Annotated in this window: 16 protein-coding genes; 11 read left to right on the forward strand and 5 right to left on the reverse strand. The window is 60.9% G+C overall.

The annotated features are described in order from the left end of the window. Nucleotides 1-12: 12 nt before the first annotated feature. The gene (locus tag ABIE28_RS05010) at nt 13-687 is read right to left on the reverse strand and encodes a flagellar biosynthetic protein FliO (protein WP_354060705.1); all 675 of its coding nucleotides are present in this window, start codon (nt 685-687) and stop codon (nt 13-15) included. 181 nt (nt 688-868) lie between these two features. Between ABIE28_RS05010 and flgB the strand changes: the two genes are divergently transcribed. From flgB to ABIE28_RS05050, 8 genes are all read left to right on the forward strand, one after another. Continuing rightward, nucleotides 869-1,276, forward strand: a complete 408-nt coding sequence (gene flgB / locus ABIE28_RS05015; protein ID WP_354060707.1) for a flagellar basal body rod protein FlgB — start codon at nt 869-871, stop codon at nt 1,274-1,276. A gap of 21 nt (nt 1,277-1,297) precedes the next feature. Further along, nucleotides 1,298-1,708: a flagellar basal body rod protein FlgC gene (gene flgC, locus ABIE28_RS05020; protein ID WP_354060708.1), complete on the forward strand. Its 411-nt coding sequence runs from the start codon at nt 1,298-1,300 to the stop codon at nt 1,706-1,708. 18 nt (nt 1,709-1,726) lie between these two features. Further along, nucleotides 1,727-2,062 carry a flagellar hook-basal body complex protein FliE gene (gene fliE / locus ABIE28_RS05025; protein ID WP_354060710.1) on the forward strand — a complete coding sequence of 112 codons (336 nt, stop codon included), beginning with the start codon at nt 1,727-1,729 and terminating at the stop codon, nt 2,060-2,062. Between the two features lie 253 nt (nt 2,063-2,315). Next, complete coding sequence (fliQ, locus tag ABIE28_RS05030; RefSeq protein ID WP_354060712.1) at nt 2,316-2,582, forward strand: flagellar biosynthesis protein FliQ; 267 nt, start codon at nt 2,316-2,318, stop codon at nt 2,580-2,582. A 2-nt stretch (nt 2,583-2,584) separates the two neighbouring features. Next, complete coding sequence (gene fliR, locus ABIE28_RS05035; protein WP_354060714.1) at nt 2,585-3,352, forward strand: flagellar biosynthetic protein FliR; 768 nt, start codon at nt 2,585-2,587, stop codon at nt 3,350-3,352. Continuing rightward, on the forward strand, nt 3,353-4,435 hold the full coding sequence (flhB, locus tag ABIE28_RS05040) for a flagellar biosynthesis protein FlhB (protein WP_354060716.1): 1,083 nt from the start codon (nt 3,353-3,355) through the stop codon (nt 4,433-4,435). It abuts the gene before it with no gap. A gap of 125 nt (nt 4,436-4,560) precedes the next feature. Beyond that, complete coding sequence (gene cckA, locus ABIE28_RS05045; RefSeq protein WP_354060718.1) at nt 4,561-7,134, forward strand: cell cycle histidine kinase CckA; 2,574 nt, start codon at nt 4,561-4,563, stop codon at nt 7,132-7,134. Next, the gene (locus ABIE28_RS05050) at nt 7,131-7,526 is read left to right on the forward strand and encodes a DUF2237 family protein (RefSeq protein WP_354060720.1); all 396 of its coding nucleotides are present in this window, start codon (nt 7,131-7,133) and stop codon (nt 7,524-7,526) included. Before cckA ends, ABIE28_RS05050 begins: the two co-directional genes overlap by 4 nt. Before the next feature lie 158 nt (nt 7,527-7,684). Here ABIE28_RS05050 and ABIE28_RS05055 read toward each other — a convergent pair whose 3' ends face one another. Together ABIE28_RS05055 and araD1 are read right to left on the reverse strand one after the other, a co-directional pair. After that, nucleotides 7,685-8,704, reverse strand: coding sequence for an aldo/keto reductase (locus ABIE28_RS05055; RefSeq protein ID WP_354060722.1), 1,020 nt, complete (start codon nt 8,702-8,704; stop codon nt 7,685-7,687). A 56-nt stretch (nt 8,705-8,760) separates the two neighbouring features. Continuing rightward, nucleotides 8,761-9,756, reverse strand: a complete 996-nt coding sequence (araD1, locus tag ABIE28_RS05060; RefSeq protein WP_354060724.1) for an AraD1 family protein — start codon at nt 9,754-9,756, stop codon at nt 8,761-8,763. 264 nt (nt 9,757-10,020) lie between these two features. Here araD1 and recA point away from each other — a divergent pair, with 264 nt between their 5' ends. Then, entirely contained in the window at nt 10,021-11,097 is a 1,077-nt protein-coding gene (recA, locus tag ABIE28_RS05065; protein WP_354060725.1) for a recombinase RecA, read from the forward strand. 172 nt (nt 11,098-11,269) lie between these two features. Then, on the forward strand, nt 11,270-13,915 hold the full coding sequence (alaS, locus tag ABIE28_RS05070; RefSeq protein ID WP_354060727.1) for an alanine--tRNA ligase: 2,646 nt from the start codon (nt 11,270-11,272) through the stop codon (nt 13,913-13,915). A 45-nt stretch (nt 13,916-13,960) separates the two neighbouring features. On the opposite strand, the gene ABIE28_RS05075 is transcribed toward alaS, so the two are convergent. Then, a complete protein-coding gene (locus ABIE28_RS05075; RefSeq protein ID WP_354060729.1) occupies nt 13,961-14,845 on the reverse strand; it encodes a DMT family transporter in 885 nt (294 codons plus the stop codon). Between the two features lie 76 nt (nt 14,846-14,921). Further along, complete coding sequence (locus tag ABIE28_RS05080) at nt 14,922-15,854, reverse strand: DMT family transporter (RefSeq protein ID WP_354060731.1); 933 nt, start codon at nt 15,852-15,854, stop codon at nt 14,922-14,924. 286 nt (nt 15,855-16,140) lie between these two features. Between ABIE28_RS05080 and ABIE28_RS05085 the strand changes: the two genes are divergently transcribed. Further along, complete coding sequence (locus tag ABIE28_RS05085) at nt 16,141-17,814, forward strand: vWA domain-containing protein (RefSeq protein ID WP_354060733.1); 1,674 nt, start codon at nt 16,141-16,143, stop codon at nt 17,812-17,814. Nucleotides 17,815-17,837 lie beyond the last annotated feature (23 nt).

A 17,837-nucleotide genomic window follows, 5' to 3' on the forward strand; every position in this document is an offset into this window, starting at 1 on the left:
GACGGCGCTCCCTCATTTCCGGTTTGCCTCGTTATTGTCGTCGACAAGGTCGGTGCCTTCTACGTCACGCCGCGCACCCTCTTCTTTAGCTGAGTCGGTGGCGGACAAGACGGGTGCGGCTTCGTTTTCAGGGGAAACCGGGATTTCTCTGTCGGCGACGGGCCGTAGCAGACCGGTATGGCGCAGCGAGAGGTGCGCGCGCTTGTTGGTTGGCTGGCCCAGTTCACGCAGGCGGGCGATGGCTGTGCCGGGCGCTTCGACGGCTTCTGGCTGCACAGCGGGAGCCGGTTGTGGCGTCGGGGCCGCTGCGGCAGGCTGGGCCTTGACGGCAGGGGCGACTGGCTTGCGCGCCGCAACCATTGGCACCGGACGGCGGCTTGGCTGAGCCGGCGCGTCATCGACGGGGATGCCGGTCTCAACCACCACATCATGCGGGCCACCGGTGAGGATCAGGTGTTCGACATTATCGCGGCGGATGATCAGCAGCTGCCGCTTGGGATCGAGCGCCAGCGAGTCGACCACCGACAGGCGGCGATTGCGGCCGCGCGCGACATTGCCAGAGGCGCGGAACAGCAGCTTGAGCAGCCACAGCACCAACACGATGGCTATGATGACGGCGCCAAGCGCGAAGGCGGCGGTGACAAAGGTGTTGCCCGAACCGCCAAAAAGGCTGGTGATGAACTGCATAACGGCTCCCAAACAGGTCGCGCCCGAATCCGGGCGGCATATATTGCCTACCAAAACCCCTCAATTGTGCAGAATGCGAGGCTGACACCGCCCTAAACCGCGTCGGTTAACGCTTGATTAACCATAGGTCGGCAAGAATTGCCCATCGCGCATTTTGCAGACTCGCGGGGGATTTCGGCCAATGGGCCTCTTGAATATGCCGGTTTTCGCGGCACTCACCGACAAAATGCGCTGGCACCAGACCCGTCAAGGCCTGCTCGCCGAAAACGTGGCCAATGCCGAGACCCCGGGATATCGCGGTCGCGACCTGGCGCAATACAATTTCTCCGACCAGATGGGCGCCTTTTCGTCGGCGAGCGTCACCACATCGGCCACCCAGCCGATGCATTTTTCGGTGTCGAGCAGCGAGGGCACCAGCTTTGGGGCCCAGCGCATGGCCAATTTCGAGATCACGCCCGAAGGCAATGGCGTGACGCTCGAAGACGAGATGATGAAGGTCACCACCAATATGATGGACTATCAGGCGGCGACGACGCTGTACCAGAAGTCCATCAAGATCATCAAAACCGCACTGGGCAAGTCCGCCTGATCGGGCTGAGGGAAGCGTCATATGGATTTCAATTCTTCGCTCCGCATCGCCGCAACGGGCCTGCATGCCCAGACCGCCCGCATGCGCGTCATCGCCGAAAACCTTGCCAATGCCGACTCGGCCGGTAAGGCGCCGGGCGATGAACCCTATCGCCGCCGCATCCCGACCTTTGAAACCACGTTCGACCGCGAAGTCGGTGGCCAGGTCGTCGAAGTGGGCAAGCTTGCCTATGACATGAGCGATTTCACCAGCCGCTACGAGCCTGGCCATCCGGCCGCCGATGCGACAGGCTATGTGCAGTATCCAAACGTCAATCCGCTGATCGAGGCGATGGACATGCGCGAGGCCCAGCGCACCTACGAGGCCAATCTCAATGTCGTCACCGTCACACGCCAGATGCTCGGGCGCACGCTCGACATCCTGCGCGGCTGATCGGACAGGAACCAGTAAATGGCCATCAACGCGCCTTTCAACGCCGCCACTGCCGCCTATGGCAATGCCAGTCGCCTGATCAATCAGGCTGCCAAGCCACAGACCGATCTGATGGCGCTGGCCGGGCCCACCAGCGGCCCGAACTTTGCCGACATGCTCGCCAACCAGGTGCAGGGCGTCGTCGATGCTGGCAAGACCAGCGACTCCATGGCCATGGATATGGTCAACGGCAAAGCCAATGTGGTCGATATGGTGACCGCCCTCAGCGAAACGGAAATCGCCATCGAAAGCATGGTCACCATCCGCGACCGGGTGATCTCGGCCTACGAAGAAATCATGCGGATGCCGATCTAGGTCTATTACAGGTCGGTCCCCTCTCACCTCGGCGGAGAGGGCTAGGGTGAGGGGTTCAGTGTTCGAACAACCTCATTGCCTCAGCCAGCCTCTGAACCCCTCACCCGGCGCTGCGCGCCGACCTCTCCCCCTCAGGGGCGAGGTGAAGAAAACCAATGTGCGGGCCCCGCAATCATTCCCCACGCCGCCCATCGCCGAAGCTCTGCGTTAGGATTATCTTAACCCTGCGCGATTCGTGCGGAACGAGACCAATATGACCGGCGCAGAAGTGCTCGACATTGCCAGTGATGGCATCTGGACGCTGATTATCGTTGCCGCGCCGATGATGATCGTGGGCCTTGTCGTCGGTGTGATCATCGCGCTGTTCCAGGCCCTGACCCAGATTCAGGAACAGACGCTGGTGTTTGTTCCCAAGATCATCGCCATCTTCCTCACCATGCTGCTGACCCTGCCATTCCTCGGCGCCACCATGGGCGGCTATATGAACCGCGTGGTCGATATGATCATCGTGGGCGGCTGACGGTGACGATCAGCCTCGACTGGCTGCCCAATACGGCCTTTCTCTATCTGCTGTTGTTCAGCCGGATCGGCGCCATCCTGATGCTGATGCCCGCACTGGGCGAAGACATGATCCCGGCGCGGATGCGGCTGAGCTTCGTGCTGGCCTTTACGCTGGTGGTGTTTCCGTTACTCTCGCCCAGCCTGCCGAGCATGCCAGAAGACGTGATGTCGATCATCGGGCTGATCTTTCACGAGATCGCCATTGGCCTGATCCTTGGGGCCATTGCCCGCATCACGGTGATGGCGACGCAGGTGGCAGGAGCCATCATTGCGTTCCAGACAGGGCTATCGAGCGCCATGGCGGCCGATCCGACTCAGACCGGTGTGCAGGGCGCCATTTTTGGCAGCTTCCTGAGCTTTTTGGGCATGGTGCTGATCTTTGCCACCGACCTGCATCACATGGCGCTGGCTGCGACCTATGACAGTTACATGGTCTTCCCGATCAATGCGCCGCTGATGTTTGATGACGCGGCGCAGCTGGCCATACGCACCGTCGCGGGAGCCTTCACCGTCGGCGTGCAGATGGCCGCGCCGTTTATCGTTTTCGGCCTGGTGTTCAACCTTGGCGCCGGCATTCTGGCGCGGCTGATGCCGGCGATGCAGGTGTTTTTCGTGCTGATGCCGGCCAACATCATGATCGGGCTGTCGCTGTTTGCGCTGCTCCTGATGATGATGATGGGCTGGTATCTCAGTGCCTTTGAAAACCATCTTGCGATGTGGAGGGGCTAGATGAGCAGCGAAGCCCCCGACCAGGAATCAAAAACAGAAGACCCCTCCTTTAAGAAGCTGGAGGACGCCCACAAGAAGGGCGACGTAGCCAAAAGCCAGGAGGTCGTTACCTGGTTCATGCTGTTGGGTTCGGCTGCGATCTTTGCCATGATGGCGCCCGGCACCGCGGCGCATCTGGCTGAGACGCTCAAGATGCTGATCATGAACGCCGATCAGTTCGATCTGAGCGGGGCAGGGTTCGGCGCCTTCGTCAACAATCTCGCGTTCACGCTGCTCGGCACCATTCTGATCCCGCTGGGCATCCTCTCGACCTGTGCCGTGCTGGCCAATCTGATCCAGCACAAGCCGCTGCTGTCGGTTGAACCGATCACGCCAAAGCTGTCCAAGATTTCGCCGCTGGCCGGGGCGAAACGCCTGTTCTCGGGCGAATCCCTGTTCAACTTCCTCAAGGGCGTGCTCAAAATCTCCATCGTCGGCACGGTGGTGGTGATGGTGGTGTGGCCCGAACGTGACCGGCTCGACACCATGATGACCGCGGACCCGCTGGTGATCCTGGCCGACTTCCAGGAGATTGGCATCAAGATCTTCATGGCGGTGCTGGCTGTCGTCACCCTCATCGCCTTTGCCGATTACATGTATGTCCGCCAGAAATGGTGGAAGAAGCAGATGATGACGCTTCAGGAGACGCGCGACGAATACAAACAGATGGAAGGCGACCCGCACATTAAGGGCAAGCTCCGTCAGTTGCGTCAGGAGCGGTCGCGCCGCCGCATGATGGCCGCCGTGCCCGATGCCACCGTCATCATCACCAACCCGACCCACTTTGCCGTGGCGCTCAAATATGATCGCGGCATGAAAGCCCCGCTCTGCGTGGCCAAGGGTGCCGATGCCGTCGCCTTGCGCATCCGCGAACTGGCCAAGGACAATGACGTGCCGATCGTCGAAAACCCGCCACTGGCGCGAGCCCTGTTCGCCAGCGTCGATATCGACGACACCATCCCCAACGAGCACTTCAAGGCGGTGGCAGAAGTGATCGGCTTCGTGATGCGCCTCAAGCAGGGCGGCGGGTGGAAGTCCGGATAAGGCACACTGCCGGGCTGATCCGTGTTGAAAACCCGGTTCACCCTCCCGCAGCGGCTGGCCATTTGCTAGACCATAGCGACGTGCCTGATTCGGCCCGACTCACCGGTTACGGAGCACCCTGAACCATGGCAGTTACGCCGCGCGGCGAGGACAGTTACCCCGATCCACTCGTAGCGGCCGGGCGCGGAAGCGCCGGGCTGTGGCGCGTATTGGTACTTGGCCTCGTACTGGTCGCAATTGCGGTCGTGGTTTCCTTTTTCAGCCACCTGATCCCGCCCGATCTCATCATGACCATGGTCGGCGTGCTGGCGGTTGTCGGGGTGTTTTGCCTGTTCGGTCTGGCGGCGGGCCTGTTCCGCATTGCCAATGGCGAAGAGCGCCGCACCATTTCCAATGCCGTGGTCGATAGCCTGACCTTTGGCGCAGTGGTGTCGGACCGCGATGGCAAGATTTCCTACGTCAATTCGCACTACGGCAATTTCAGCGGCGCCATGACCAATGGCGTGCCCGTTGGCGTGCCGCGTCTGTTTGCGGGCCAGTCCGACGCCAGCGAAGCAATTTATCGCCTGTCGCGCGCCGCCAAGGATGGCCGGTCGGCAGTGGAAGACATTCGCATCATCGGCGGTCTGGGCGGTTCGGTGGCCGATAGCGCCAAGGCCTTCTGGTATCGTGTCTCGGTGCGTCCGTTGCCCGAGTCCGACGAAGCCAACAAGCCGCTCGTCATCTGGTCCGTCGAAGACACGACCCGGGACAAGGACAATAACGAAAGCGCCTTCCGCGACCTGCAGCGCGCCATTGACTATCTCGATCATTCGCCAGCGGGTTTTTTCTCCGCCGACGCGCAGGGCCGCATTCAGTATCTCAACTCTACGCTGACCGACTGGCTGGGCTATGACTTGGCCGAGTTCAATTCCGGCCATCTGGGTCTGTCGGACCTGGTGCGCGGCGATGGCGCTAGCCTTTTGATGCGCGGCCGCAGCGATGGCGAAATCCGCACCGAGATTATCGACATCGACCTCGTCCGCCGCAACGGCACCAGCTTTCCGGTGCGCCTGCTGCACCGCGCTGCGCGCCTTGCCGATGGTGAGCTGGGCGAAACCCGCACGCTGGTGCTCGACAAGTCCAATGCACCCGACACCGAGGAAGAACTGCGCGCTGCCGAAGTGCGCTTCTCGCGTTTCTTCAACGACACGCCATTCGCCATTGCGACGCTCGATGGGGAAGGTCGGATCATCCGCACCAACGCTCCGTTCGGTCGCATTTTCAAATGGTCGGGCGAACAGAAAAGCCTTGAGCTGCAGCCGCTGGCCGAACTGATCGGCGAGGGCAGCCGCGAAAAGTTTGGCCGCGCCATCGCCGATGCCGCAGCACATCGTTCCGAGGTCGAGCCTGTCGATGCGCTATTGAGCGCCGAAGGCGATCACGCGGTTCGCCTCTATCTGTCGTCGTCCGAGATGAGCGCCGGTTCGCCCGAGCAGGTCAATGTCTATGCGCTCGACATGACCGACCAGCGCAAGCTCGAAGCCCAGTTCGCCCAGAGCCAGAAAATGCAGGCCGTTGGCCAGCTTGCCGGCGGCGTGGCGCACGATTTCAACAACCTGCTGACCGCTATCATCGGCTTCTCCGATCTCTTGTTGCTCAAGCACAAGCCCGGTGATCCATCGTTCAGCGAACTGATGCAGATCAAGCAGAACGCCAATCGTGCGGCGGGGCTCACCCGCCAGCTATTGGCCTTCTCTCGCCGTCAGACCCTGCGTCCGCAGGTGCTGGAGCTGCCGCTGATCGTTGACGATTTGACTGTGCTGCTCAAGCGCATGATCGGCGAAAAGAACACGCTGGGCGTCGAACACGGCCGCAATATCTGGCCCGTCCGCGCCGACGTCGTGCAGCTCGAACAGGTGATCATCAATCTGGTCGTCAACGCCCGCGACGCCATGCCGGAAGGTGGCTCGATCACTATCCGCACCCACAATGTCGAGCGCTCCGAAGCCGAGCGTTTCAGCTTTGAAGGTATGGCGCCGGCCGATTACGTGCTGATCGAAGTGCAGGATACCGGTACCGGCATGAGCCAGGAGATCATCGAGAAGATCTTCGAGCCGTTCTTCACCACCAAGGAATTGGGCAAGGGCACTGGCCTCGGCCTGTCCACCGTTTACGGCATCGTCAAGCAGACCGAGGGCTTTATCTACCCCGTCTCCACCGTCGGTGTCGGCACCACCTTCAAGATATTCCTGCCGCGCCACGTCGCCAATGCATCGGAAGTCGCGGCCAAGGTCGCCGCTGCCGCCGCGCCCGTACGCGATCTGACCGGCCATGAACGTATCTTGCTGGTCGATGACGAGGAAAGCGTCCGCGCATTCTCGGCCCAGGCGCTGCGCGCCACCGGCTATGAGGTGTTCGAGGCTGACGGCGGCGAAGAGGCGCTGGAAGTGCTGGAGGATGAAAACTTCAAGATCGACCTGATGATTTCCGACGTTGCCATGCCGGAAATGGACGGGCCAACGCTGCTCAAGCATGTCCGCCATAGTATGCCCAATCTAAAGGTCATCTTTGTCTCAGGCTATGCCGAGGAAAGCGTGCGCCGCGACATTGAGGACGACAAGTCGGTCGAATTCCTTCCCAAACCCTATTCGCTCGACCAGATCAATTCCAAGGTCAAGGAAGTGCTGCAGATGCTGGGCAAGGATGAGGTGAATTGAACGAGCAGGGGCGCTTTCCCGGCCCCAGCGAACTCAATGTTCTGGGTGAGCCGCTGCAGCCCTGTTCGTCCGATCCGCTGACCGGCTTTTTCCGCACGGGGTTCTGTGCGGCTGGGCCCGAAAGCGCTGCGATGCATCTGGTCTGCATCGAGGCGACGGACAAATTCCTCGCCTATTCCAAATCGGTCGGAAACGACCTCTCGACCCCCATGCCACAGTTCGCGTTTCCGGGTCTCATCGAAGGCAACCGCTGGTGTCTGGTGGCCCTGCGCTGGCTACAGGCGCATGAAACGGGCCAAGCGCCACGGATATTCCTCCGCTCCACCAATCAGGCCGTCCTCGGCCTCGTCCCCCTCGAAATCCTCAAGCCCTATGCGCTGGATCTGAACTGATTTCTTCCTTCACCTCTCCCTCTGGGGGAGAGGTCGGCGCAACGCGCCGGGTGAGGGGCCTTCAGAAGCCAGATCATCGCGAAGCTGAGTTCAAACACACATAGGCATTGCAGCTTCCGCGGGAACGCCTCTGTGTGTTTTGCAACTCCTAGAGTGACCTAAGCCACGCCACCCGGAATTGGCGTACCCTTCGCCAGCAGCCCCTTGGCGGCCAGCGTCGTCCACAGCTCGTCCGGAACCGTCACGTCCCACCACTGCAGGATGCCGTCGAGTTCTGCTGGCGAACGCGGGCCGGGCAATACGTTGCACACGGCAGGATGCGTTAGCGGGAACTGCAGCGCTGCGGCCGGCAGAGGCACGTTGAACTCCTGGCACACGGCATTGATCGCCTTGACCTTGGTGACGATCTCCTCTGGCGCCTTGGCATAGTTGAACGTATCGCCGCCCACCAGAATGCCCGAATTGAACGGTCCACCGACCACAACCGACGAACCTCGCTCGACGCAGGTGGTGAGGAATGGATCAAGCGAGGTCTGCTCGAGCAGGGTGTAGCGCCCGGCCAGCAGGAAAATGTCCCAGTCGCCCAGTGCGAAGGCGTCCATCAGGACTTCCCATTCGTTGACGCCGAGGCCAATGGCCTTGACCGCTCCCGAGTCGCGCAGTTCGCGCAGCGCCTTGTAGCCGCCGTCGGCCAGTTGCTGCCAAAGCGGCTTGTTGGCCTCGGCGCCGTGTGTCGCGACACCGATGTCGTGCACATAAAGGATATCGATACGGCTCAGGCCCAGCCGCTGCTGGCTGTCCTCATAAGAGCGCATGACGCCGTCATAAGAATAGTCATAGAGCTGGTTGAACGGCAGCGGATCGACCCAGTTTCCCTTGTCCTGCTGAGCCGGGTTCACGGGCTTGAGCAGTCGGCCGACCTTGCTGGACAGCACATAGTCGACCTTGCTCTCGCGCAGCGCGTCGCCCATCACGTGCTCGGACCGGCCGAGGCCATATTGGGGCGCCGTGTCGATGTAATTGATGCCCATATCGAGGGCGTGGCTCACGGTTGCGCGGGCCTGATCGGCCGGAACACCGTTAAAAATGCCGGCGAGGGAAGCGCCACCCAGCCCTAGAGTCGTCACCTCCAGATCGGTGCGACCAACCCGGCGTTTTTCGAAAGTACGCGCAGCCATATTATCCCTCCACAGAGCGGAGGGATAACTGACATGTTAGTGCGTCGGCTTCAAGATCAATAGAGATTGCCGACGATGACAGGATGCTCATTTTCCTGCCGGATCAGATTGCGCAGCGCCGCGCCGAACTGGGTCTCTTCGATTTCGAAGATATCGTTGGGCTCGGTCTTGATGCCATCGGCAAAGCTCAGCGTTGCCGTACCGAACATGTGGATGTGCACATCGCCCGGATTGCGAAACAGCTCATACTTGAAGTGATGGTATTCGAGGTTGGCGATGGTGTGGCTCATATTGTCCTCGCCGGACAGGAATGGCTTTTCCCAGATCACCTGGCCATCGCGCTTGATGCGCGACATGCCCTCGATATGGGCTGGCAGATCGCCAACCCGCAGTTCTGGCCCGAACGAGCAGGCACGCAGCTTGGAATGGGCGAGGTAGAGGTAGTTCACCCGCTCGGTCACGTGGTCAGAAAATTCATTGGCCAATGCAAAGCCAAGGCGGCGCGGCTGACCGTTGTGATCGATCAGATAAATGCCCGCGATTTCAGGCTCTTCGCCAGCGTCGAGCGCAAAGCCGGGCGAGGGGATGGGATGGCCCGGATTGACCACCGAATAGCCGTTGCCCTTGTAGAACCATTCCGGCTGCACGCCCTTTTGCCCGTCGGTCGGCTTGCCGCCTTCAAGGCCCATGCGGAACATCTTCATGGTATCGGTCAGGCCGGTTTCGGTCGTGCCGGTATTGGCCGTGTGCATGGCGTCGCGGGTGGCGGCCGAGCCGAGATGGGTGAGGCCGGTGCCGGTGACATAGAGGTGTGCCGGATCGGGGTGGCTGATTGGCGCCAGCATGCGGCCTTCGGCCAGAATGGCGTCGCGATCGACGGTTTCGCCGAGGCCATGTTCGGCCACGATTGCGGCGAGCCCGCCTTGGCCGGAAAGGGCGCTCATGGCGAGGTCGTAGACACTGGTGGCGCCGATGACGACGCGGGCGACACCGTTGTCGACGGCGGCCACGGCGCGCTCGCCATTGCGGTCAAAAAACTGGATGAGATTCATGGCAAGGCTCCTCTGCTGGCCCGCTGGGCGCAATTGCAGGCATAAAGCGCAACATGCCGCAGACTGGCAAGTCAAAAAATCATACTTATTGGAAGGTGCGTGGGGTGGTGTTGGCCGATTCTCCGTGGATTACTGAATGTTCTCATTTTGTCCCTTGACATGGCGAGAACAAGATGAGAACAAATAGCGCACATTCAATGCATGGCCACCAGCGGTGTCGGCGCGTTGCGCAGCCTCCAAGAGCGTGGAATAAGGAGAGACTAAATGGCTAACGCGCCGCTTCGTGTAGTTGAAGGTGGATCTATGGATAAAGACAAGGCACTCGCCGCGGCGCTCAGCCAGATTGAGCGCAATTTCGGCAAGGGCTCGATCATGCGTCTCGGTGAGGCGTCCTCGATTGAAGTCGAATCGATCTCCACCGGTTCGCTTGGTCTCGACATTGCTCTCGGTATTGGCGGCCTGCCGAAGGGACGTATCGTCGAAATTTTCGGGCCCGAAAGCTCGGGCAAGACCACGCTGGCGCTGCACGTTATTGCCGAGGCCCAAAAGGCTGGTGGCATCTGTGCCTTCGTCGACGCGGAACATGCTCTTGATCCCATCTATGCCCGCAAACTTGGCGTTAATGTTGACGACCTGCTGATCTCCCAGCCAGATGCTGGCGAGCAGGCTCTCGAAATCACCGACACTCTGGTCCGCTCCGGCGCCATCGACGTGCTGGTGGTCGACTCGGTCGCCGCTTTGACGCCACGCGCCGAACTTGAAGGCGAAATGGGTGATTCCCTCCCAGGTCTGCAAGCTCGCCTGATGAGCCAGGCCATGCGCAAGCTGACCTCGTCGATTTCCAAGTCGAAGTGCCTGGTCATCTTCATCAACCAGATCCGCATGAAGATCGGCGTGATGTATGGTTCGCCAGAAACCACGACGGGCGGCAACGCGCTCAAGTTCTACGCTTCGGTTCGTCTCGACATTCGCCGTATCGGTGCGCTCAAGGATCGCGAAGAGATCGTGGGCAACCAGACCCGGGTGAAGGTCGTCAAGAACAAGCTGGCGCCGCCATTCCGCCAGGTCGAATTCGACATCATGTATGGCGAAGGCATCTCCAAAACCGGCGAACTGCTGGATCTGGGCGTCAAGTCGGGCATTGTCGAGAAATCCGGCGCCTGGTTCTCCTGGGATAGCCAACGTCTGGGGCAGGGCCGTGAAAACGCCCGCCAGTTCCTCAAGGACAATCCGGATGCAGCGGCCACGATCGAGCGCGGTGTTCGCGAAAGCTCGGGTCTGCTAGGCGAAGTCCTGCTGGTCTCTGGCGGTGAAGACGAAGCCGCTGGCGACGACGAATAATCACTCCTCCCATGCAGGGATTCTATGAGGCATCGCGTAAGCGGTGCCTCTTTTTGTTTTGCTGTGCCAGATCTCCGCAGCAATGCTGGACATTTCGACAAGGCACACGATAGAAAGCCTGCCAAACTCGTCTGCGGCGCACCGCGCCATTTTCCGCAATGAAAGCCTTGTGATGACCAGCGTAAACGATCTCCGTTCGAGCTTTGTCGACTACTTTGCCCGCAATGGTCACGAGGCGGTGCCGTCGAGCCCATTGGTGCCGCGTAACGATCCGACGCTGATGTTCACCAATGCGGGCATGGTGCAGTTCAAGAACGTCTTCACCGGCCTTGAGAAGCGTCCCTATTCGCGCGCAACAACCGCGCAGAAATGCGTACGCGCCGGCGGCAAGCATAACGACCTCGACAATGTCGGTTTCACCGCGCGTCACCACACGTTCTTTGAAATGCTCGGCAATTTCTCGTTCGGCGATTATTTCAAGGACCACGCGATCGAACTCGCCTGGAACCTGCTGACCAAGGACTGGGGTCTGTCCAAGGACAAGCTGATGGTCACCGTCTATGAAGACGATGACGAGGCGCTTGAGCTCTGGAAGAAGATTGCCGGCATCGGTGAAGACCGCATTGTCCGCCTCGGTGCCAAGTCCAACTTCTGGCAGATGGGCGATACCGGTCCATGCGGTCCATGCTCGGAAATCTTCTACGACCACGGCGAACATGTCTGGGGTGGCCCTCCAGGTTCGCCCGAGGAAGATGGCGATCGCTGGATCGAGATCTGGAACCTGGTGTTCATGCAGTATGAGCAGCATGCCGATGGTTCGCGCACGGCACTGCCACGTCCATCGATCGACACCGGCATGGGCCTCGAGCGCGTTGCCGCCGTCATGCAGGGCGTGCACGACAATTACGACATCGACCTGTTTAAGGCCCTGATCGGCGCTGCCGCCAATGCAACCGGCGCTGACGTCAACGGCGAAGGCAATCGTAGCCTGCGCGTGATCGCGGACCATTTGCGGTCGATGAGTTTCCTGATCGCCGAAGGCGTGCTTCCATCCAATGAAGGCCGTGGCTACGTGCTGCGCCGCATCATGCGCCGTGCCATGCGTCACGCAACGCTCCTCGGCAGCAATGAGCCGGTCATCTACAAGCTCGTCCCAACCCTCGTTCGCGAGATGGGGCAGGCCTATCCAGAACTCAGCCGTGGCGAAGCGCTGATCGCCGAGACCGTTCGTCTCGAAGAAGGTCGCTTCCTCAAGACGCTTGGTCGTGGCCTGCAGATCCTGGCCGACGAAACCCGCGAGATGGGCGAGGGCGCTGTTCTCAATGGCGCCAGCGCGTTCAAGCTCTATGACACCTATGGTTTTCCGCTCGATCTGACGCAGGACGCCCTGCGTCTGCGCGGCATCACCGTAGATCAGCCTGGCTTCGACACCGCTATGGCCGCCCAGAAGGCCGAAGCCCGCAAGAGCTGGTCCGGTTCAGGCGAAGCTGCCACCGATACCATCTGGTACGGCCTGCTCGACAAGGTCGGCCCGACCGAGTTCCTTGGCTACGAAACCGAGACCGCCGAAGGCGAGATCAAGGCCCTGCTCAAGAACGGCGCTGAAGTTGCCTCGCTCGAGAAGGGCGACGAAGGCTTCGTCGTGGTCAACCAGACGCCATTCTACGGCGAAAGCGGCGGCCAGGTTGGCGATACCGGTCTGCTCAAGGGCGACCATGTTGCCGCGACCGTGCTCGACACCCAGAAGTTCCACGGCGTGTTCGCGCACAAGGTTAGCATCACCGAAGGTAGCCTCAAGGTCGGTCAGCCCATCGCGCTTCTCGTCGATCACGACCGCCGTTCGTCCATCCGTGCTAATCACTCGGCAACCCATCTGCTGCATGAAGCGCTGCGCATCGTGCTTGGCGATCACGTCGCCCAGAAGGGTTCGATGGTGTCCCAGGATCGTCTGCGCTTCGATTTCGTCCACACCAAGCCTGTCAGCGAACAGGAAATGGCTGAGGTCGAGGATATCGCCAATGCCATTATTCTGCAGAACACCCCGGTGGAAACACGCCTGATGGGCGTTGAGGAAGCCAAGGAATCGGGGGCGCGCGCGCTGTTCGGCGAAAAGTACGGCGACGAAGTTCGCGTCGTTGCCATGGGTGAGCCCACCGGCAATGGCCTGGGCTGGTCGGTGGAGCTTTGCGGCGGCACCCATGTACGCCGCACCGGCGATATTGGCCTTGTCTCCATCGTCGCCGAAAGTGCCGTTGGTGCTGGCGTGCGTCGTATCGAGGCGCTGACCGGCAAGGCTGCGCGTCATCGCGGCAATACCAACGTCAACATCGTCAACTCGGCGGCTGGTCTGCTGCGTGCCGGTAGCCATGAAGTGCTCGACCGGATTGGCGCGCTGCAGGACAATATCAAAAAGATCGAACGCGAACTGACCGACGCGCGCAAGAAGCTGGCGCTTGGTGGTAGCGGCGCCGGCGCTGTGGCCGGTGGCGATGAAGCCGTCAACGGGGTGACCTTTGTGGGTCGCTCGGTCGAAGGCATTGCCGCGCGTGACGTCAAGGCTCTGGTCGATAGCGAGAAGAAGCGCATCGGCTCGGGTGTCGTAACCGTCGTGCTCAAGGGCGAAGACGGCAAGGGCACCGTGGCGATTGGCGTGACGCAGGACCTGACCGAGCGCTTTGCTGCCGGTGACCTGATCAAGCTAGCCACAGTGGCGCTGGGTGGGCAGGGCGGCGGCGGCCGTCCGGATATGGCCCAGGGCGGCGGGCCAGACGGGTCCAAGGCGGCCGAGGCCATCGCAGCTGTCCGCGCTGCGCTCTAAACCAAACACAAAAATCCCCGCGAAAGCGGGGATTTTCTTTTTGGGCTACTGCCCGGTGCGGAAGAAGAACAGCCGCGGCTTCCAGACGATCTTGAGCTTTTCGCTCATGACATTGGCCAACCCTGCGCTGAGCACGATGATCAGCCCGATCACGGCGACATAGTCGGGATACTCGCCAAAGAATGCCGCGCCAAAGATAATGGCCCAGATTAGCTGGCTATATTGCACCGGCGCCACGAGGTTTGCTGGAGTGCGCTTGGCCGCGGCGATGATCAGCAGGCCGCCCGTGCCCCCCAGAACGCCGATGCCGAGGAACACGGCCAGTTGTTCGAGCGATGGCATGATGAAGAACGGGATCATCACCAGCCCGTTGACCAGGCCCGAATAGAATACCTGCAAACCCACGAGGCTCACGCGCCGTTCGCGCGGTGCGACGTGACGCAACACGATGGTGGTGATCCCGCCAAAGAACACGCTGCAGAGGATTGCCAGATGCCCCAGCTGCAGGTCGCGCACGCCCGGGCGGATCACCAGTATGACGCCCAAAAAGCTGATCAGCAGCAACAGCCAGCGGTGCACCGCGACATGCTCCTTGAGCACCAGCACGCCCAGCACGGTCACCACCACCGGCGTCAAAAAACCGATGGCATAGACGTCGGCAAAGGGGATGTGGGTGAAGGCATACATGACGCATGCAGTGCCCGAAATGGCGGTTGCGCAGCGCAGGTGCACCAGCCAGGGATGGCGTAGCTTATAGAGGTCGCGCCAGCGCTCGCCGCGCTTGGTCAGCATGGCCGGAATGATCGAAAAACTGGTCGTAAAAAAAGCGACCTCGAACACCGACATTGTCGGGCCGGTCGCTTTGATCAGCGCGTCGCTCATGGAAAAGCTGGCATAGGCCAAGAAAGCCAGGATCACCCCGACTGGCATCGCAAAACCCGATAACTGGAGGAAGACTCAGAAAATCTCGCTTCCATACAAGCGCGTTCTGCGCGCCAATGCCAGCCTAGATTTCCGGTCCCTGTACTTCTGTGATGTTGGTTGGCGGGCCAGGGCGGCTGGCGCGATATTCGGCGAAACGCCCGGCAATGCGGGTCTTGGCGCCGTCCATGAAGACGTTGACCAGGCCCGACAGCACGACGACGCCGAGGCCGACATAGGCGAGCAGATCCGGATATTCGAAATAGAAGAATGCGCCCAGCCCGATGGCCCAGACGATCTGCACATACTGGATCGGCGCCACTTGGCTGGCTGGCGCGTTGCGGGTGGCGGCGATCAGCAAGAGATGGCCGATGCCCACCATGCTACCCGACGCGGCGAGCAGCGCCAGCTGCTGGATATTGGGCACGACGAAAGTCGGAATCATCACCACGGCGTTGATGACGATGAGATAGATGGCGGGCAGGGCGATCAGGCTGACACGCTTTTCGCTCGGCGCCACGACGCGGAGAACTGTCGTGGTGATGGCGCCAAAGAAGGCGCAGCACAAAGCGGCCAGATGGCCCAGTTGCAGGTCGCGGAAGCCGGGACGGACTACCAGCATGACGCCGATAAAGCCCAGCGCCAGCATCGCCCAGCGCATGCCGTCGACCCGTTCGCGCAGCAGCAACACCGACATGATGGTGATGAACATCGGCATCAAAAAGACCAGCGAATAGGTCTCGGCAAAGGGGATGGTCACGAAGGCATAGGTGATCAGTGTCGATGAGGCGACGCCGCTGAATGAGCGCAGATGCACCAGCCCCGGATGCTTGAGGCGGAAGCTGTGGCGCCAGCGTTCGCCCTTGGGTTTTACGAAAAGGGCCGGGATCAGCGAGAACAGCGCGATGAAGAAGTTGATCTCAAAGACCGACAGGCCTTGCCCGAATCCCTTGATGATCGCGTCACCGCAGGAATAGACCGAGTAGGCGACAATCGCGTAAAACACGCCGACCGGCATGGCAAATCCACAAAAACGGGGTTGGAGGCAATCTCGCCAGCCTAGTGTGCAATGGCATTGCCGTCGATGGGGCGCAAGCATTGTTCGGCGCTATTGCTTGGGCTTGCGGAGGTTTTTCTCTGGCTTGTGAACAATTTGCTGAAAACTGATGTCTCCAGCCGTCCGCAAAGTTGATCGGCAGGCTGAATGAAGCATTCATGCCCGCGTCATCGGCCCCATGATTTGAGTTGTGCTCTGTTCTGCGGCGCTCGATAATCGAGGCCGCGATTGCTGGAGGGCAATACTCATGAGGGTTATTCGCAAGTTGGTATTGGGCGCCATAGTGGCGCTCAGTCTGGCGCTGCCGGCGGTTGCGGCCGAGCGCGCCATTATTGTTTTGGACGGGTCTGGCTCGATGTGGGCGCAGATCGATGGCAAGGCGCGCATCACCATCGCGCGCGAAACGCTGGCCTCGGTGCTGTCTACCCTGCCAAAAGACCTCGAACTCGGCTTCATGACCTATGGTCATCGCGAGAAGGGCAATTGCGCCGATATCGAGATGCTGGTCGAGCCGGCGGCGGGCACCGGGCCGGCCATTATCGCGGCCGCCAAGGGCATCAATCCCAAGGGAATGACGCCGATTTCCGACGCGGTGCGGCTGGCCGCCGAAGACCTTCGTTTCACCGAAGAAAAGGCCACCGTGATCCTGATCACCGATGGGCTGGAAACCTGCGAGGTCGATCCGTGCGCGCTGGCGTCCGACCTTGAGGCACAGGGCGTCGATTTCACCACCCATGTGCTTGGCTTCGGGCTGTCCGACGAGGAAGGCCAGAAGGTCGCGTGCCTCGCCGAAAACACCGGCGGTCAGTACCTGTCGGCGGCCGATGGTGCCGCCTTGGTCGATGCATTGACGACGACGGTGGCCCAGGTGGTGCAGGCCGCACCCGCGCCAAAGCCCGCCCCGGCGCCCGCTGTGCTTGATTACAATATCCTGCCCACCGCATCGTTCAGCGAAGGCGGACCTGATCTGAAGGACGATCGCGCCGATCTGATCTGGAGCATTCACGAAATTGGCCCCGATGGAAAAGCCGGGGTCTGGGTCAAGAACGAATACAATTCTGGCGCCAAGCTCAGCGTTGAGCCGGGCGACTACATCATGCGGGCCGAATACGGCAAGGCAAGCGTCGACCAGACCATCACCGTGGTCGAAGGCAAGCTGCTTGAGCCCCATTTCGTGCTCAATGCCGGCATCGTAACCGTCCGCGCCTTTGCGGCCGAGGGCCAGCCGGTCAATACCGACGCGCAGATCCAGATGACCTATCCGGGCGGCAGCACGTCGGGCTGGGGCGAAGAGACGTTCCGCCTGCCCGCCGGTGAGCAGACCCTGACCATCGATCTGGGCAAGGCCCATTACGAGGAGACGTTCACGCTGGCTGCCGGTGAATCGCTAACGCGAGACATCGTCGTCGGTACCGGCGTTGCGGTTGTCGACGCGGTCTATGTCGAAGGCATGGACGTGACCGACGGTGATCTCAGCATCCACATCTATGGCGCCAAAAAAGCCATCGACGGTTCGCGTGAAGAGTTCGGCTATGGCTTTGGCCCCGGCTCAAGCTACGACCTGCCAGCAGGCGATTATGTGGCCCATGTCGAGATGGATGCGGCGGTCGCCGAAGTGCCGTTCAGCGTCAAGGTCGGCGAGCGTGTCGAGGTTGTCGTTGTGCTCAATGCTGGTGTTGCCGCCTTCACCACGCCGGGTCTTGAGATCGCCCGCATCTATGGCGCCAAGCCTGGCATTGACGGCACGCGGCCCGAGTTCGGCTATGAGTTCGCGACCGAATGGCAGACGACGCTCACCGAGGGCGACTATGTGCTGGCCGCCGAGTTCAAGACCGGCGCCACCAAGGAAGTCCCGTTCTCCGTTGTTGCCGGTGAACGGGTCGAGGTGACTGCAGCCCCCGGCAGCGGCAAGGTCAAATAGACCTGTCGCAACCGCGCAAAAGC

The organism is Devosia sp. 2618 (genome assembly GCF_040546815.1).
GTDB lineage: Bacteria > Pseudomonadota > Alphaproteobacteria > Rhizobiales > Devosiaceae > Devosia.

Coding starts and splice junctions, on each gene's coding strand:
- ABIE28_RS05010 (WP_354060705.1), bottom strand. CDS start 687: ATGCAGTTCATCACCAGCCTTTTTGGCGGTTCGGGCAACACCTTTGTC.
- flgB (WP_354060707.1), top strand. CDS start 869: ATGGGCCTCTTGAATATGCCGGTTTTCGCGGCACTCACCGACAAAATG.
- flgC (WP_354060708.1), top strand. CDS start 1,298: ATGGATTTCAATTCTTCGCTCCGCATCGCCGCAACGGGCCTGCATGCC.
- fliE (WP_354060710.1), top strand. CDS start 1,727: ATGGCCATCAACGCGCCTTTCAACGCCGCCACTGCCGCCTATGGCAAT.
- fliQ (WP_354060712.1), top strand. CDS start 2,316: ATGACCGGCGCAGAAGTGCTCGACATTGCCAGTGATGGCATCTGGACG.
- flhB (WP_354060716.1), top strand. CDS start 3,353: ATGAGCAGCGAAGCCCCCGACCAGGAATCAAAAACAGAAGACCCCTCC.
- cckA (WP_354060718.1), top strand. CDS start 4,561: ATGGCAGTTACGCCGCGCGGCGAGGACAGTTACCCCGATCCACTCGTA.
- ABIE28_RS05055 (WP_354060722.1), bottom strand. CDS start 8,704: ATGGCTGCGCGTACTTTCGAAAAACGCCGGGTTGGTCGCACCGATCTG.
- araD1 (WP_354060724.1), bottom strand. CDS start 9,756: ATGAATCTCATCCAGTTTTTTGACCGCAATGGCGAGCGCGCCGTGGCC.
- recA (WP_354060725.1), top strand. CDS start 10,021: ATGGCTAACGCGCCGCTTCGTGTAGTTGAAGGTGGATCTATGGATAAA.
- alaS (WP_354060727.1), top strand. CDS start 11,270: ATGACCAGCGTAAACGATCTCCGTTCGAGCTTTGTCGACTACTTTGCC.
- ABIE28_RS05075 (WP_354060729.1), bottom strand. CDS start 14,845: ATGCCAGTCGGGGTGATCCTGGCTTTCTTGGCCTATGCCAGCTTTTCC.
- ABIE28_RS05080 (WP_354060731.1), bottom strand. CDS start 15,854: ATGCCGGTCGGCGTGTTTTACGCGATTGTCGCCTACTCGGTCTATTCC.
- ABIE28_RS05085 (WP_354060733.1), top strand. CDS start 16,141: ATGAGGGTTATTCGCAAGTTGGTATTGGGCGCCATAGTGGCGCTCAGT.